At 58.0% G+C, this 16424-nt stretch carries 14 protein-coding genes; 13 read left to right on the plus strand and 1 reads right to left on the minus strand.

Features of this window, described 5'->3' with window-relative positions:
* Window positions 1-2: 2 nt before the first annotated feature.
* Window positions 3-1835: a glutamine--fructose-6-phosphate transaminase (isomerizing) gene (glmS, locus tag ACOI8A_RS20890; protein WP_420650092.1), complete on the plus strand. Its 1833-nt coding sequence runs from the start codon at window positions 3-5 to the stop codon at window positions 1833-1835.
* 118 nt (window positions 1836-1953) lie between these two features.
* Here the strand turns inward: glmS and ACOI8A_RS20895 are convergent, their stop codons facing one another.
* Window positions 1954-2814: a helix-turn-helix transcriptional regulator gene (locus tag ACOI8A_RS20895; protein ID WP_420649390.1), complete on the minus strand. Its 861-nt coding sequence runs from the start codon at window positions 2812-2814 to the stop codon at window positions 1954-1956.
* A gap of 140 nt (window positions 2815-2954) precedes the next feature.
* On the opposite strand from ACOI8A_RS20895, the gene hemA reads away from it, so the two are divergent.
* From hemA to ACOI8A_RS20955, 12 genes are all read left to right on the plus strand, one after another.
* Complete coding sequence (gene hemA / locus ACOI8A_RS20900) at window positions 2955-4187, plus strand: 5-aminolevulinate synthase (RefSeq protein ID WP_420649389.1); 1233 nt, start codon at window positions 2955-2957, stop codon at window positions 4185-4187.
* Entirely contained in the window at window positions 4184-4690 is a 507-nt protein-coding gene (locus tag ACOI8A_RS20905; protein WP_420649388.1) for a GNAT family N-acetyltransferase, read from the plus strand. Before hemA ends, ACOI8A_RS20905 begins: the two co-directional genes overlap by 4 nt.
* On the plus strand, window positions 4687-5754 hold the full coding sequence (locus ACOI8A_RS20910) for a Gfo/Idh/MocA family oxidoreductase (RefSeq protein WP_420649387.1): 1068 nt from the start codon (window positions 4687-4689) through the stop codon (window positions 5752-5754). Before ACOI8A_RS20905 ends, ACOI8A_RS20910 begins: the two co-directional genes overlap by 4 nt.
* Window positions 5755-5776: 22 nt before the next feature.
* A complete protein-coding gene (gene asnB, locus ACOI8A_RS20915) occupies window positions 5777-7627 on the plus strand; it encodes an asparagine synthase (glutamine-hydrolyzing) (RefSeq protein WP_420649386.1) in 1851 nt (616 codons plus the stop codon).
* Between the two features lie 56 nt (window positions 7628-7683).
* The gene (locus tag ACOI8A_RS20920; protein WP_420649398.1) at window positions 7684-8886 is read left to right on the plus strand and encodes an MFS transporter; all 1203 of its coding nucleotides are present in this window, start codon (window positions 7684-7686) and stop codon (window positions 8884-8886) included.
* A 157-nt stretch (window positions 8887-9043) separates the two neighbouring features.
* The gene (locus ACOI8A_RS20925; RefSeq protein ID WP_420649385.1) at window positions 9044-10063 is read left to right on the plus strand and encodes a TauD/TfdA family dioxygenase; all 1020 of its coding nucleotides are present in this window, start codon (window positions 9044-9046) and stop codon (window positions 10061-10063) included.
* An 18-nt stretch (window positions 10064-10081) separates the two neighbouring features.
* Window positions 10082-11266 (plus strand): amidohydrolase family protein, encoded by a 1185-nt coding sequence (locus ACOI8A_RS20930; RefSeq protein ID WP_420649384.1) that lies wholly within the window; start codon window positions 10082-10084, stop codon window positions 11264-11266.
* 82 nt (window positions 11267-11348) lie between these two features.
* The gene (locus tag ACOI8A_RS20935) at window positions 11349-12257 is read left to right on the plus strand and encodes a hypothetical protein (protein WP_420651327.1); all 909 of its coding nucleotides are present in this window, start codon (window positions 11349-11351) and stop codon (window positions 12255-12257) included.
* Complete coding sequence (locus ACOI8A_RS20940) at window positions 12254-12673, plus strand: hypothetical protein (RefSeq protein WP_420649382.1); 420 nt, start codon at window positions 12254-12256, stop codon at window positions 12671-12673. Before ACOI8A_RS20935 ends, ACOI8A_RS20940 begins: the two co-directional genes overlap by 4 nt.
* A 15-nt stretch (window positions 12674-12688) precedes the next feature.
* Window positions 12689-13615: a LysR family transcriptional regulator gene (locus ACOI8A_RS20945; protein ID WP_420649381.1), complete on the plus strand. Its 927-nt coding sequence runs from the start codon at window positions 12689-12691 to the stop codon at window positions 13613-13615.
* Between the two features lie 103 nt (window positions 13616-13718).
* Window positions 13719-14345: a glutathione S-transferase family protein gene (locus ACOI8A_RS20950; protein WP_420649380.1), complete on the plus strand. Its 627-nt coding sequence runs from the start codon at window positions 13719-13721 to the stop codon at window positions 14343-14345.
* A 45-nt stretch (window positions 14346-14390) separates the two neighbouring features.
* Window positions 14391-16421: a pyridoxamine 5'-phosphate oxidase family protein gene (locus tag ACOI8A_RS20955; protein ID WP_420649379.1), complete on the plus strand. Its 2031-nt coding sequence runs from the start codon at window positions 14391-14393 to the stop codon at window positions 16419-16421.
* Window positions 16422-16424 lie beyond the last annotated feature (3 nt).

Genomic DNA, 16424 nt, shown 5'->3' on the forward strand with positions numbered 1-16424 from the left:
GCATGTGTGGAATTGTCGGCGCCGTTGCTGAACGTAATATTACCGCCATCCTGCTCGAAGGCCTCAAGCGCCTCGAATACCGCGGCTATGACAGCGCCGGTGTGGCGGTCTACACCAACGACCAGACCCTTGAGCGCATGCGCCGCCCGGGTAAGGTCAGCGAGCTGGAAACCGCTCTGGCCGAACACCCGCTGGTCGGTCGTCTGGGCATTGCCCATACCCGTTGGGCAACCCACGGCGCGCCGTGCGAACGCAACGCCCACCCGATGTTTTCCGAAGGCATCGCGGTGGTGCACAACGGCATCATCGAAAATCACGAAGCCCTGCGCGAGCAACTGAAGGCGCTGGGTTATGTGTTCACCTCCGATACTGACACCGAAGTCATCGCCCACCTGCTGAATCACAAGCTCAAGGATCTGCACGACCTGACCGTTGCCCTCAAGGCTACCGTCAAGGAATTGCACGGTGCTTATGGCCTGGCCGTAATCAGCGCGCAGCAGCCGGATCGCCTGATTGCCGCGCGCAGTGGCAGTCCACTGGTGATTGGCCTGGGTCTGGGCGAGAACTTCCTTGCATCCGATCAACTGGCCCTGCGTCAGGTCACCGACCGTTTCATGTACCTGGAAGAGGGCGACATCGCCGAAATCCAGCGTGACAAGGTGCAGATCTGGGACGTCAACGGCGTGGCCGTCGAGCGTCAAACCGTGCAGTACACCGACGGCGCCGAAGCTGCCGACAAGGGCGAGTATCGCCACTACATGCTCAAGGAAATCCACGAGCAACCGACCGTGGTCCAGCGCACCCTCGAAGGTCGCCTCAGCCACAATCAGGTACTGGTGCAAGCCTTTGGCCCGCAGGCTGCCGAGCTGTTTGCCAAAGTACGCAACGTGCAGATCGTCGCCTGCGGCACCAGCTACCACGCGGGCATGGTTGCGCGTTACTGGCTCGAAGAGCTGGCCGGCATCCCGTGCCAGGTCGAAGTCGCCAGTGAATTCCGCTATCGCAAAGTCGTGGTGCAACCGGACACGCTGTTCGTGACCATCTCGCAGTCCGGCGAAACCGCTGACACCCTGGCTGCACTGCGCAACGCCAAGGAACTGGGTTTCCTCGCCAGCCTGGCCATCTGCAACGTCGGCATCAGCTCTCTGGTGCGTGAATCCGACCTGACCCTGCTGACTCAGGCTGGTCGCGAAATCGGCGTGGCCTCGACCAAAGCCTTCACCACGCAACTGGTCGGTCTGCTGTTACTGACCCTGTCCCTGGGCCAAGTGCGCGGCACGCTCGCCGAGGGCGTTGAAGCCCGTCTGGTAGAAGAACTGCGCCGTCTGCCGACTCGCCTCGGTGAAGCGTTGGCGATGGACAGCACCGTGGAAAAAATCGCCGAACTGTTCGCCGAGAAGAACCACACGTTGTTCCTCGGTCGTGGCGCGCAATTCCCGGTAGCGATGGAAGGTGCGCTGAAGCTCAAGGAAATCTCCTACATCCACGCCGAAGCCTACCCGGCCGGCGAACTCAAGCATGGCCCGCTGGCGCTTGTGGATAACGACATGCCGGTGGTCACTGTCGCGCCGAACAACGAACTGCTGGAGAAGCTCAAATCCAACCTGCAGGAAGTCCGCGCGCGTGGCGGCGAACTGATTGTGTTCGCCGACGAGAAGGCCGGGATGACCAACGGCGAAGGCACGCACGTGGTGCAGATGCCGCACATCCACGACATCCTGTCGCCGATCCTCTACACCATTCCGCTGCAACTGTTGTCGTACTACGTCGCTGTGCTCAAAGGCACTGACGTGGATCAGCCACGTAACTTGGCGAAATCGGTCACTGTGGAATAAGTTATCCACAGAGCGAATGGTTCGGATTGTGCGACAACCAAAAAAGCCCCTGACGTCAGGGGCTTTTTCATTTGCGTGTCACCGTCGTGGCTCTGTGCACGGCAGATGAGCGTAAGCGTTATGACTCAACTAGCGAGCCTGTGATTGCTCCTTCAAGCCAGCTCTCAAACTCAATCAGAGATTTTCCCTTAGCTATCGGCGCGTAGTAGACCAGGCGCAAGTGCCGTTCGATATCGATCGTCAATGTGGTGTGTTCCAACGTGATATTGCCGAATGACTCAATCGACAAATGCCGAATACCCTGGCAGGGGCCGTGGATGTCCTGCCTTGACCACCAGCCCTTGAATTCTGCACTGACGTTTTCAAGCTCACTCACGAGCGAAGCGATGTCGCTGTCCTTGGACGCGTGCACATACTCCCTGCGAAAACTCGAAAGCATCTGGATCACCTGATCGTCCCAAGGGCAGAACAGTGATCGCGTGTGCGGATCGGTAAACAGCATCCACAACATGTTGCGTTGCTCGGGTGATTTATCTGAGAACCTGAAGATTCGATCAGCCGCGCAGTTCCAGGCCAGAACATCCCAACGAAGATTCAACACATAAGCCGGTCGAAGGGGCATATCCGCCATCAAGCGGTGGACAATCTTGGGCACAACGCACCATGTCTTGCCTTCCTCGGCCGGTGGACGCTGATGGGAGAGGAGGTAAAGGTGTCGGCGCTCGATTGCGCTGAGCTTCAGTACTCGGCACAGATTGTCCAGAAAGGCGGGTGACACACCGATGTCGCGGCCCTGTTCGAGCCATGTGTACCAGGACACGCCAACACCTGCCAACGCCGCTACTTCTTCGCGACGTAGCCCGGGTGTCCTGCGTCTGCCACTCGGAGGTAACCCAGCTTCTGCTGGCGATATACGCTCGCGGCGACTGCGCAAAAAATCAGCGAGGTCCTGCCGAGTGCGATCCAGAATCCTTTCCATTATCCAGTTACTCCTTGTAACACCATAAACAGTGGCCATTGTACGGACTATTAGCTTGCTAAAGAATCCGCGTTGCCCGGACACAGGGCCAATTCGTCCGCACTGGATTATCGCGGATTCTATGCCAAGGAGTAGAACGGATGTATCAGGCACTTTTGCAGGATAAGCTCGAGACCCTGCGCACCACTGGGCAATATCGGCATTTCACGACGCTCAACAGGATTTGTGGTCGTTACCCTCTGGCCCGTCTGAGTGATAACAACGACAGTGAAGTCGTTGTGTGGTGCAGCAATGATTACCTGGGCATGTCGCAACACCCCGACGTCAGAGCCGCCATGCATGAAGCAGTGGACAGTTATGGCGCGGGTGCCGGCGGGTCGCGCAACATCGGCGGCACACACAATCTCTTCAGTCGTCTGGAGACGAGCATCGCCGACTGGCATGGCAAAGAGGCCGCGTTGGTCTTCCCGACCGGTTTTGGTTCCAATGACGCCACCCTCCAGTGTCTGCTGCGGCAACTCCCGAACTGTGTGGTTTTCAGCGACGAGTTGAATCACGCCTCTATCGTGAACGGTATCCGGGCAGTCACGGCCGAACGCCAGGTGTTTCGCCACAACGATGTCGCTCATCTGGAGGAGTTGCTCTCCCTCTACCCCCTCGATCGACCAAAAATCGTGGTGTTTGAATCTATCTATTCAATGGATGGAGACCGTGCCCCGATTGCGCAAATTGCCCAGATCGCGAAAAAACACAATGCGCTGACTTATCTTGATGAGGTGCATGCCGTTGGCATGTATGGCCCACGAGGTGCGGGACTGGCTGCCGAACTCGGGGTTGAAGATCAGTTGGACATTATTCAGGGAACCATGGCCAAAGCCATCGGGATTATCGGCGGCTATGTTGCTTCGAGTCACACAGTGATCGACGCCATTCGCTCCCTGTGCACCGGCTTCATTTTTACCACTGCGTTGCCGCCGGCCGTGGTTGCGGGTTGTATCGCGAGTGTCGAGCACCTCAAGAACAGCGACACCGAGCGAGCCTCGTTGCATGCCAAAACCCGGTATCTGCGCGATCAATTGGACATGCGCGGTATCCCCGTCATGCCGTGTTCGACCACTCACGTCTTACCGGTTCTGATCGGCAATGGTGCGTTGTGCAAGGCTGCTGCCGAACGCCTGCTGCATACGCATTCGGTGTACTTGCAACCGATCAACTCGCCTTCTGTGCCGATTGGCACCGAGCGGTTCCGAGTGAACGTTACGCCTAACCATTCCGAGGCGCAGATCGATCAGTTGGCCGCGGCGTTGCAGGAGACATTCCTGCATTTCGGTATCCCGCTGGCTCCGGATGACGAGCTCAGAGGTGTGGCGTGACAAGTTGCGCCAACATCATTGTTCGGCAAGCAACAAGCGAGCATTACGAGGCGGTCATTGAACTCAGAGCACTTTTGCTTGAAGGCTCCGACGCCAGCTATGCCTGTACCTGCGCCGAGGAAAAGACGCGCTGGCGCGAAGCCTATAAAGGCTGGCTCAACGAAGAACTGGCCATTTCGTCAGCGACCAATCTGCTGGTAGCGCTCAGCGACGACCAGGTGGTGGGTTGTGTGACCGGCTTCGTAGACCGTCGTGCGCCCGGGCCTGGCTGCCTCAACGGACTCTGTGGCTGGGTTCAGTCGATGGTTGTGCTGCCGGCGTTCCGTTCGCGTGGCCTTTCAGTGGTTTTGATGCAGTCACTCATGAGTTGGTTTGCGTCAAGGCAAGTGGGCAAGGTTGTACTGCAGGCCACGCCCGCTGCCGAACCCCTTTACCAACGACTCGGTTATAGCCGCAGCCCGGAATTTGTCTGGGCGTGGCAAGCACCGGAGCAATGCGCATGAACATCCTGATCATAGGGCTGGGTTACGCAGGCAAGCGCTTCCAGCGTGCCTTCGAGCTGCTGAGCCAGACATACGAGATCAAACTCTCGTATTGCTCTCGGCGAGCCAAAAACAGCCTGCTTCCCTACTACGCCAATCTCAAAGATGCGCTGCATGAATTGCAGCCGGAAATCGTCGTGGTCAGTGCCAATGACGTGAACCATGCAGACGTACTCATCGATCTCGCGGGCTACACGGGATTCGTGATCTGTGAAAAGCCAATGCTGACTTCCAGCGACGACCTCTTGGCCGTCAGCAAGGGGCTGCGTCATGTCAGTGGTTTTGCGCTGGATCTGGTTGAAAGGTATTCACAAGCCACGGCTCGCCTCAAACATCTGGCGGATGAAAACGACTGGCAGCTTTTGCGCTCGAGTTTTCATTGGGGCAAAGATCGTCTCAATGATTATCGACCTACCTGCGGAGTTGTCAGTGAGGTCATCCATGCACTGGATCTGGTCAGCTGGATCTGTCCTTCACCCGCACCGCTCCAACTGCAGCATGCGATTGGTGTCAGGTCTGACTTCTCCATTTCCGGGAGCGAAGTGCTGGATACGGTGATGTTCACCGCCGATCTCGGCGGGGCTGCGGTGGCGGGTTATGCGAGTTTCGTCAACATCCATCGCCAGCGTACGGTTGACTTCACCTTCGCTGATCCGGCGGGGCGAATCATTCACGCTCGTCTGGAGTTCGATGAGCCGGATTGGGATAGCGACCACCTGCGCATCTGGACCCGTGATGAGCGCGGGGCAATCGTCGAGATGGAGCAGCGCAGCTATCAGAGTGCGACCGACCCGGCAGCCTCGACGATCCTCAAACTCAGTCGGTTGTGCCTGGATGTGTTGCGCGTCGTCGTCGACGGCAAGCAACCCCTCCAACCCTTCGCGGGCCTGGGAACCACGATCGAGCTGCAAACACTGCTCAACCAGATCGATACGCAGGCATTGACGGGCACCGCTGTGCAGTACGTCCAGTCAGGCGTGCGCACGCTGATACCGGAAGACGCAGATCTGGAAAGTCTCGGCTAAAGAATTAAACAAGGAGTTTTATATGTGCGGTATTGCTGGATGGCTTTCTTTTGGCCAAGACCTGATTCACCAAAAACCTACCCTTGAACGCATGACCATGACCATGGCCAACCGCGGTCCGGACGCCGGTGGTGTATGGATCGATGGCCCCGTTGGCTTGGGCCATCGTCGTCTTTCCATCATCGACCTGGAAGGTGGCCGGCAGCCTATGCTCGCGCGAAATGCGGGCACCGTTGCGGGGAGCATTACTTACAGTGGCGAGGTGTATAACTTCCGCGAGTTGCGCAACGAGTTACTCAGCAGAGGACATCAATTCGAAACGCGCAGCGACACTGAGGTGGTACTTCGGGCCTACATCGAATGGGGCGTGGCATTTACCGAGCACCTCAACGGCATGTTCGCTTTCGCCATATGGGATATGCACACCCAGACCCTGCATCTGGTGCGTGACCGGATGGGGGTCAAGCCGCTTTATTACTTTGAAACCGCGGACGGCGTCATTTTCGGCTCCGAGCCCAAGGCCCTGCTCGCCAATCCGCTGGTGCCGCGCAATGTCAGTGCCGACGGCCTCCGTGAAATCTTCGAGATGGTCAAGACACCCGGGCAAGCGATCTTTGACGGGATGCGAGAAGTCCTGCCCGGAGAGGTTGTCTCAATCAACCGCAACGGCCTCACGCGTCATTGTTATTGGAAACTCGAGGCGAAAGAGCACACCGACAGCCTTGAACAGACCGTCAAGCACACTCGGGATCTGCTCGAAGATATCGTCGATCGGCAAATTGTCGCGGACGTTCCGCTGTGCAGTCTGCTTTCGGGCGGCCTCGACTCATCGATCATCACCGCGCTGGCGTCGAAAAAGCTGTTGGCCGCCGGCCGCGAAAATATCCGCTCGTTCTCGCTCGATTTCATGGATCACGGTGGCGGGTTCACCAGCGATGCAGTGCGCGGCACCCCGGACGCGCCATTCGTGAAGGATCTGGTGCAGAAAATCCGTTCAACGCATGGTGAAATCCTGCTCGACAGTCGAGAGATGGCGGACCCGGAACTTCGTTCGAAAGTCATTCGAGCACTGGACTTGCCGCCGGCGTTCTGGGGCGACATGTGGCCTTCGCTTTATCGACTCTTCGAGGAAGTACGTCGGCACTCCACCGTCGCACTTTCCGGCGAGTCTGCCGACGAGGTGTTCGGTGGTTACCGCTGGTTCCACGACCCGGATGCCATCCAGGCGGACACATTCCCTTGGCTCACTTCAGTGACCGGCAAATATTTCGACGGCAAACCACTGTTCGCCAAAGGGCTGATGGAAAAGCTGTCGATGAAAGAATTCGTGGCTGATTCGTATCAACAAGCGCTCGGCGAGGTACCGGTATTGCCCGGTGAAAGCGCAACCGATCGGCGCATGCGCGAGATGACCCACGTGAACCTGACACGCTTCGTGCAGACCTTGCTCGACCGCAAGGATCGCATGAGCATGGCTGTCGGCCTCGAAGTTCGAGTGCCGTTCTGCGATCACCGACTGGTTGAATATGCCTTCAACATCCCGTGGGCGATCAAGGCTTTTGACGGCCGCGAGAAGAGCGTTTTACGCGCAGCGACCCGGGATCTGCTTCCGGCCTCGATTTCCGATCGTGTGAAGAGTCCGTACCCGTCCACGCAAGACCCTGCTTATGAGGCCGTTCTGCGGGCGGATCTGGCCGCGATCATGGCTGATCCCAATGCGCCGGTTCGCGCACTGCTCGACAGCCAGCAAGTCAGTGACACCCTTACGCGCCAACTGGGCAGCAACTCTCCTATGTACGATCGCATGGGCATGGAGCTGGCGGTGGGACTCAATGCATGGCTCACCGAGTATGACGTGAACCTGGTGATCTGATGAAACGCGGGGGTGGCTGTTGCAGCGCCCCCGCGCGTCGTAAAAAGGAGAAAGTAATGTCCAAGACAATTCCGGCACCCGTGTACCTGATTGCCATTGGCGCCTTTGCGCTAGGGATGGCGTCATATGTAACCGCTGGCCTGATCCCGATGATCGAGCATGCGTTTGATGTACAAGTTGCCGTCGCTGCGCAACTGGTCACCGCGTTTACCCTGGCTTATGGCATTGGCTCGCCTGTGTTCGTTGCGATACTGCCGGCCAAGCGACAGCGGCTTGGCCTACTGGTCGCTTTGGCACTGTTCGTTATCGCTAACGTGGCAAGTGCCCTGGTCGATAACTTCGCAGCACTGCTGGTTTGCAGAGCGGTGGCAGGCATCGGCGCAGGTGTTTACCTCGCCACCGGAATCGCTGCATCGGCGGCAGTATCAGCACCGGAAAAACGTGGCAAAGCCATCGCCGTGATCATGGGTGGCATGGCCAGCGGGACAGTCCTCGGGGTACCCGTCAGCCTGCTGCTCGCCGAGCAATTTGGCTGGCAGATGGCACTGTGGCTGGTGGCCTTCCTCGGGCTGATTTCGTGGTTGGGTCTGATCTTCAAACTGCCTGCGATTCCCGCAGGTCCAGTGATGCCGATGAGTCGCAAGCTTGCCCTGCTGGCAGACAGGAATGTGCTGACCATTCTGATGGTTTCGCTTCTGGCGGCAGTCGCCAGTCTGGGCATGTACACCTTTATGGTTCCGCTGATGGCCGATCCTGAATACGGCGCGGTGCAAAATATAACGCCGTATCTCTGGGTGTGGGGACTGGGCGGTGTCGTCGGCAGTTTCCTCGTTGGCCCTCTGGCTGACCGCATCAAGGGGCCGATGCTCACGTTTCTGATTCTGGTCATTCTCAGCGTCGCATTGTTCGCGCTGCCGGCAGCCGCTGCGGTAACGCCTTGGCTGGCAATGATCCCGATTGCTATATGGGGGGCCGTCGGCTGGGCGCTGCAAGTGCCGCAGAATAATGAGCTGATTGCAGCACGCGACCATAAAGGTGACGGCAATCTTGCCGTTGCTCTGAATGAATCGGCGCTCTATCTGGGCAGCGCATTGGGGGCCGCAGCCGGGGGATTCATCCTGCTCCTGCAAATGCCGGGCTGGACATTGGCTATCAGCGCAGGCGCGGTATCGGTCGCCGCCACCCTCTTGCAGATTCTGCAGTTACGCAACAGGAAAGTACTCGCCGACAACTGCTCTGCAGGCGTTTCCGTACAGTAACGACCCATAGTCTGCTGTTGCATCAAAGTGCCGAGTGATCGGCACTTTGATTGCGTGCCGTCTGGAATTACCTGGCGTTGTGCATGGGTGCGCGCGCATTCATATAAATAGCCGAAACCATAACTACTTATACAAGTTATATCGTGGTGGTGAATTCATGGAAGAGTCATGTGGCGTTGCCCATGTTTTTTGTTTGACTGATGTTGAGAAAGAAGCAATTCGCGACGCCCTGGTGGATATTTGCTACGAGCCTACAGGCGATTGCAATTACATCCAGAAGATCCGCACAACGGCTTATCGAGTATTTCCGGAACGTTTACTGGCAAAACTTGAATCACTTAAAAGTGACGACGCGTCTTTCTGCGTATTCGAGAATCTGCCAGTGGATCAGGCCAGTGGAAGTCCGCAGCGAGATGCAGACAGTCTGAGTTTCAAAAACGGTTATCTCTCGGAAAATGTATTGGTGGCGTTTGGCAGTCTCGTCGCCGAGCCTTACTCCATTGGCCACGAGGGACCAAAACTGGTGAATGATCTGGTACCGCACCTTGAGGCGGCCACCGAGTACACCGGTAATGGGTCGGAAGTCGAACTGGACTTGCACACTGAAAACGCTTTTCAGACTTACGACTCACGCGGCGACACATCGCCGTTGGCGCTCATGCTACTGGGCGTTCGCGCAGATCCTTACGTTGCGGGACCGAAAACCTGGGTTGCAGACGCAAGGGAAGCACTCAAGTCGCTGAGCGAAAGTGAAGTACAACTGTTATACGGGAAGCATTTCATTATTCGCCAACCCTACCGTTGGAGAAACATTGGCATTCAATCCAGTGAAACCGTTCTGTACCCGATATTGACGGGGCCCACCGAACTGCCTCGGGTAACTGCGGCGTTTTATCCGGACATGGTCATTCCTGTCGACGATGCAGCAAAGAATGCCTATGCAAAGTTTTATCACGCGCTGAAACAGGTTGCACACGGCGTTGATATACAGCCGGGCAAGTTGGTCTACGTCAATAATCGATTCACCCTGCACTCGCGTGACAGGTTCACTCCCGGCTTTGACCCAAATGGTCAAGCCTGGCGCTGGGTTCAACGGGTATTTCTGACTAATAACTTGTGGAATTTCCGGACCTTTAAAAAGAACGGCCCGCGCATCTTTTTCCCCACCGCGCACTGAATTCAAGAGGTAATGTAAATGTTGGCTCCAAACAGCTACACATCAATTATCCATAACATTGGCACGTTCCTGACGGGTGATCTTGAAAGACCACTGATTGATGCGGATACGCTTGTCAGCGTCGATGGCATCATTACTTACATCGGGCAGGCGAGGGACGTTGATTTTGCCAATGCAGACCTGCTGATCGACGCGAAACAGACCACCGTCATGCCAGGGTTGATCGACAATCACACCCACCCGACCCTCGGTGAGTACAGCCCGCGCTCCGGCAATCACAACTGGATCTGGCACTCATTGCAGGGCGGCGTCACCACCATGATTTCCGCCGGCGAAGTCCACGTTCCAGGTCTGCCGACTGATAGGGTCGGCATGATGGCCATGGCCATAGCCGCGCAACGCTCGTTTGCCAATGTGCGTCCTTCCGGGATCAAGATGGAAGCCGGTGCGCCGCTGCTCAATGACGAGTTTTCCGATCAGGACTTCGCCGAAATGGCCACTCAAGGCATTCGCCAGTTGGGTGAGGTCGGCATCGGTCCCGTCAAATCCGTGAGTCGCGCAGCCGAGTTGGTCAAGATGGCGCGCAAACACGGCATGACCTCCATCACCCATACGGGCGGCCCGTCCATCTCTGCCTCACAGAAAATGGGCGCAGAAGAGATCCTCGAAATTGCCCCGGACATCATCGGCCACATAAATGGCGGCTACACCGCACTCGCGCCCAACCAGATTCGCTGCCTGTGTGAAGGCTGCCTCGGTGCGCTGGAAATCGTGCACAACGGTAATGAGTTCGCGGCGGTGACCACGTTGAACTACGCGCGAGAACTCAATCAGCTGGATCGCATTGTGATCGGTACCGATTCTCCTGCCGGATGTGGGGTGCCCGCCCTCGGCATGCTCAGAGCCATCGCTTTGCTCAGTAGTTTTGGCGATGTACCTCCGGAAAAAGCTGTGTGCTTTGCGACCGGCAATACAGCAAAGGTCAGAAAACTCAATCGTGGAATTCTGAGTGTCGGCAGGGAAGCGGACTTGTTGGTTGCGTGCGGCCCGCTGGGTGGCGCACAGCCTGGCGTACTGGGCAGTTTCAGCAGTGGTGACCTGCCGAGCATCACCGCGATTTTGATTGATGGGCGCCTGGTCGTCAGACAGTCCAAAAACTCCCCGCCACCATCGGTTTCACCCGAGATAACTCTCCACTCTTAATGGATGCGTCCCGAGCGGGACGCAGTCTGAGTACTACTGTATGCATAGAATTCTGGGTGAAATAACCAAGAGGGGACCTACGGTGCTCGCCTCCGGGTGTGCGATTGGCTTGGTCATTCCTGATCTTGCAGCCCTGGCCAGACCGTTACTGCCGGTCATGGTCTTTATATTCGTGCTCGGCACGCTCCTGCGTATCAATAACGCGGAGGTCATCAAAGCGGCAAAAAACCTGAAAATATCACTGATATTTCCAGCGCTGATGGTGGTGGCGTGTCCGTATTTTTTCGGGATGCTGTCGCTGTATATCAGCGGTAATCAGGAACTGTCGCTTGCCATCGCGATTGCGGTTGCCGCTCCACCGGCCAGTGGTAATGCAGCGGTGGCGAGAATGCTCGGGCTTGACCCTTCCATGTCGCTGGTCACTGCGCTGTGCTCGATGGCAATCATTCCGATAACGGCGCCGCTGATCCTGCATGTATTTGCCGACGGCCTTTCCCTTTCCATCGACCCGGTCGACCTTGCCATCAGACTCGCCATATTGATTGGCGGGGCCGAAGGTGCGGCCATATTGATCCGGCGCTTTTCGCAATCGTTTGTCGCCACGCATGGTCTGGCCATCGACGGTATTGTGGTCATTGCGCTGTTCTTGTTTGCAATTGGAACGATGGCGGGCATGCAAAGCATTATTCTGCAAACGCCGTCGCTGGCGATCTCAATGATCCTCATCGCTTACGGCGTAAATGTTTGCATGCAACTGCTCATGGGCTGCTTGTACCCTGGGTCGCTGGTGTCCAGATTCACCATGGCGCTGAATGGCGGAAACCGCAATGTCGGATTGTTATGGTCTGCACTGGGCGTCAGTCTTTCGCCGACCATGGCCCTGTATTTCGCCTGCAGTCAGTTACCCATCCATACCATGCCGAAAATACTGCAGTTTGTTTTGCCCAGAATTGAAGGCCTGTTTAAAAAGCCCGGTTTAACCCAGAGTTGAGCCTGATCGATGATCTTCTGGAACTCGATGAAATGATGCTTACACCCGAAAAAATTCAGCAGATAGCCATGCACTCTTTGCTTGAGTCGAAACATTGCTCGTGTATTCGAGGTCTGTCGCGTGGCTGGGAGAGTCTGCCTGGCGCGCTGGCGGCGAGCACACTCCTGAAATGGGTCGGCCAGGTCAGCATCGATAAAGAAGCGGAGCCGACCCTCGATGAATATCACCCGGCCGCAACGCACTTCTGGTCTGAAGATGCACCGATCTGCTTCGAGTTTTTTCCCTATAACATCTCGAGCGTCTGGAGCTGCACACAGTGCTCTCGAGCGTTTCTGAGATTCACCGATGCAGGTGCATACCATGCGGAGGAGCGCATTCGCATCCTTGATCCGACCCTGATCAAAAGCCTCGTTTAACCGGAGTTGTTCACCATGGATCGTTTCCAGGAAATGCAGGTGTTCGCCGCCGTCGCCCAGGAGCAGGGCTTCTCTGCGGCTGCGCGCCGCCTGGGTTTGTCCGCCGCCAGCGTTACCCGCGCGGTTGCAGCGCTGGAGCAGCGCATCGGTACGCAATTGCTGATCCGCACTACACGCAGCGTGCATCTGAGCGAAGCGGGTCAGCGGTATCTGGAGGATTGTCGAAGAATTCTCGCCGAGGTGCAGGAAGCGGAGGATTCCGCCGCAGGCAGTCATACCCAGCCGCGTGGGCAATTGACGGTGACGGCGCCGGTATTGTTCGGCGAGCTGTTTGTCACACCGGTGATGGCCGGTTATCTGACGCAGTATCCAGACGTTTGCATCAACGCCGTGCTGGTCGACCGGATCGTCAGCATGGTCGAGGAAGGCATCGATGTGGCGGTGCGCATCGGCGAGTTGCCGGACAGCAATCAGCATGCAATTCGCGTGGGTGAAGTGCGGCGGGTGATTTGTGGTTCGCCGGCCTGGTTCGCGGCCAATGGTCGGCCGACTCATCCACAGGCACTGGCGAGCGCGCGGGTGGTGGCGACCTCCGCGATAGGCCATTTGCGCAACTGGCCTTTTCTTGAGCATGGAGAACTGATCAGCGTGCGCCCGGAACCGCGCCTGGTGGTCACCGCCAATCAGGCTGCAATCAGTGCCGCTTGTCTGGGCTTGGGGCTGACCCGAGTGTTGTCCTATCAAGTCGCGAGCAAGGTCGCTTCGGGTGAACTGGAAATTGTTCTCGCCGATTTCGAACTGCCGCCGCTGCCGATTCATGTGGTGTATCAAGGTGGGCGCAAGGCCCCCGCGCGGGTGCGTAGTTTCGTCGACTATGCGGTGCAGGCTCTGCGTGAGCATCCGGCGCTGAAGAACGCGGCATTATTTCCTTCACTGAAATAATCGATTGCGAATGCTGGTGATTCTGTTGTTTTGACGTTGGGTAGAAGATGACTGCCATCGGTGACGTCAGTCCAGAACGGCACCTCTACCAGCGGAGTCGACCATGCAACCGATCAAACTCTACAACTTCCCGCGTTCCGGCCATGCTCACCGTGTCGAGCTGATGTTGTCGCTGCTGCAATTGCCGACTGAACTGATCTTCGTCGACCTGGCCAAGGGCGAGCACAAGCAGCCGCAATACCTGGCCATCAATAGCTTCGGCCAAGTGCCGGCGATTGATGACAACGGCGTGGTACTCGCCGATTCCAACGCGATTCTGGTGTATCTGGCGCAGAAGTATGGCAATGGCCGTTGGTTGCCCAGCGATCCAGTGGGTGCCGCGCACGTGCAGCGCTGGTTGTCTGCGGCGGCCGGCCCAATCGCTTTCGGCCCGGCAGCGGCGCGGCTGATCACGGTGTTCGGGGCGAAACTCAACGCCGAAGAAGTGATCACCCGAGCGCATAACTTCCTCAAGGTGATGGACGCCGAACTCGGCAAGACGCCATTTCTGGCCGGCAGCGAACCCACCATCGCCGACGTCTCGGCCTACAGTTACATCGCTCATGCACCGGAAGGCAATGTGTCGCTCGACGACTACGCCAACGTCCGCGCCTGGCTGGCGCGCGTCGAAGCCTTGCCCGGTTTTGTCGGTATGCCGCGCACCGTCGCCGGTCTGCAAACCACTGCTTGATACTCGCAATCCACACTGTGCCAATGGCGCGGGGGAGAGGTCGTGATGGAACGTTCACCGTGGCACGCTGGCGAACAGCAGTTGCAGGCACATGTCGGTGTTGCCGAAAGAATGGAGCAGTTCGGGCGTAAGGTGATTCGCAGCTGGATGCCGGATCAGCACCGTGAGTTCTATCAGCAATTGCCGTTCATGCTGTACGGCGCGGTGGATGCGCATGGCTACCCTTGGGCCAGCGTGCTCGAAGGCGTGCCGGGTTTCGCCCGGTCGCCTGAACCCACTGTGTTGCAGTTCGCCAGCCAGCCTGCGGCCGACGACCCGGCACAGTTGCAGGACGGAGCGGCAATCGGCTTGCTCGGAATCGAACTGCACACCCGGCGGCGCAATCGGCTCAACGGGCATGTCGCCAATCTGCGCGCGACAGGTTTCGATCTGACAGTCGATCAAGCCTTCGGCAACTGCCCGCAATACATTCAATTGCGTCAGTTTCAGCGCGTCCCGCTAAGCGATCCGGCAACGCGACCTGCTCAGCACCTGGAGGCACTGGACGATGCAGCTGTCGCCATGATCGAAAGCGCCGACACCTTCTTCGTCGCCAGTTACGTCGATGTCGATGGACAGCGCGCAGTAGATGTTTCCCATCGCGGTGGGCAGTCCGGTTTCGTCCGCGTCGGAGGCAATCGCCTGACCATCCCGGACTTCGCCGGCAACCTGCACTTCAACACCCTCGGCAACCTGCTGCTCAATCCCCGGGCCGGGTTGCTGTTCATCGACTTTTCCACAGGCGATGTGCTGCAACTCAGCGGGCGCACTGAAATCGTTCTTGAGGGGCCGCAGATCGAAGCCTTTCAGGGCGCCGAGCGTTTGTGGACATTCGAAGTGGAAAAACTGGTGCGACGCCCGGCAGCGTTGGCGTTGCGCTGGCGCTTCGACGGCATGTCGCCGACCAGTCTGTTGACCGGCAACTGGGCGCAGGCCGAGGCACGTTTGCAGGCGCAGGCACTGGGCGATCGCTGGCGGCCCCTGCGTGTCACGCGCATCCAGGCGGAAAGTCAGAACATTCGCTCGATCTACTTTGAGCCGGATGACGGCGCCGGTCTGCCGGTGTTTATGGCCGGTCAGCATCTGCCGCTGCGTTTCAGCCTCAATGGTGAATCGCAGATTCGCACTTACAGTCTGTCGAGTGCGCCGTCGGACGATTTCTTCCGCATCAGCGTCAAGCGTGACGGTTTGATTTCCAGGCACCTGCATGAACGAATTCGCGTCGGTGATGTGCTGGAGGCGCGCGCGCCGAAGGGGCATTTCACCGTGGCGCCGCTGGAACATCGGCCATTGGTGTTGCTGGCGGCAGGGGTGGGAATCACGCCGCTGCTGTCGATGCTGCGCGAGGTGGTGTATCAGGGACTGCGCACGCGGGGCATTCGTCCGACATGGTTCATCCAGAGTTCGCGCACCCTGGCCGATCAGCCGTTCGCGGCGGAGCTTGATCGATTGCTTGAAGACGCAGGCGATGCTGTGCGCGTGCTGCGCTTGCTCAGTCAGCCAGAGAGCGATTTGATCGAGGGCGAAGATTACGATTTGCGCGGGCGAATCGACGGTGCACTGCTGCGTAACCTGCTTACGGTCGAAGATTTCGATCAGGTCGATTTTGTGCTGTGCGGCCCAGGCGCTTTTACTCAGGGTTTGTACGACACCCTGCGTGAGATGGATGTGCGCGATGCGCAGATCCACGCCGAAACCTTCGGTCCCTCGACGCTCAAGCGTCAGGCTGATCCGGACGCTATCGTCATCGAACAATTGCCGGCCGCCATTACCTCGGTGCCCGTGGTGTTCGAACGCTCGGCGAAAGAGGCGCGCTGGCAACCGGATGGCGGCAGCCTGCTGGAGCTGGCGGAAAGCCGTGGCCTGCGCCCTGAGTTCAGCTGTCGCGGCGGGTCGTGCGGCACCTGCAGGACGCGGCTGATCAGCGGCGCGGTGAATTATCCACAGCCCCCGGCGGAAGTGCCGGAGGAGGGACAAGTGCTGATTTGTTGTGCGGTGCCGGCACAGAGTGCGCAGCCGTTGGTGCTGGATCTGTGAGGG

Source organism: Pseudomonas sp. P4795 (assembly GCF_048822895.1).
In the GTDB taxonomy this organism is placed as follows: Bacteria; Pseudomonadota; Gammaproteobacteria; order Pseudomonadales; family Pseudomonadaceae; genus Aquipseudomonas.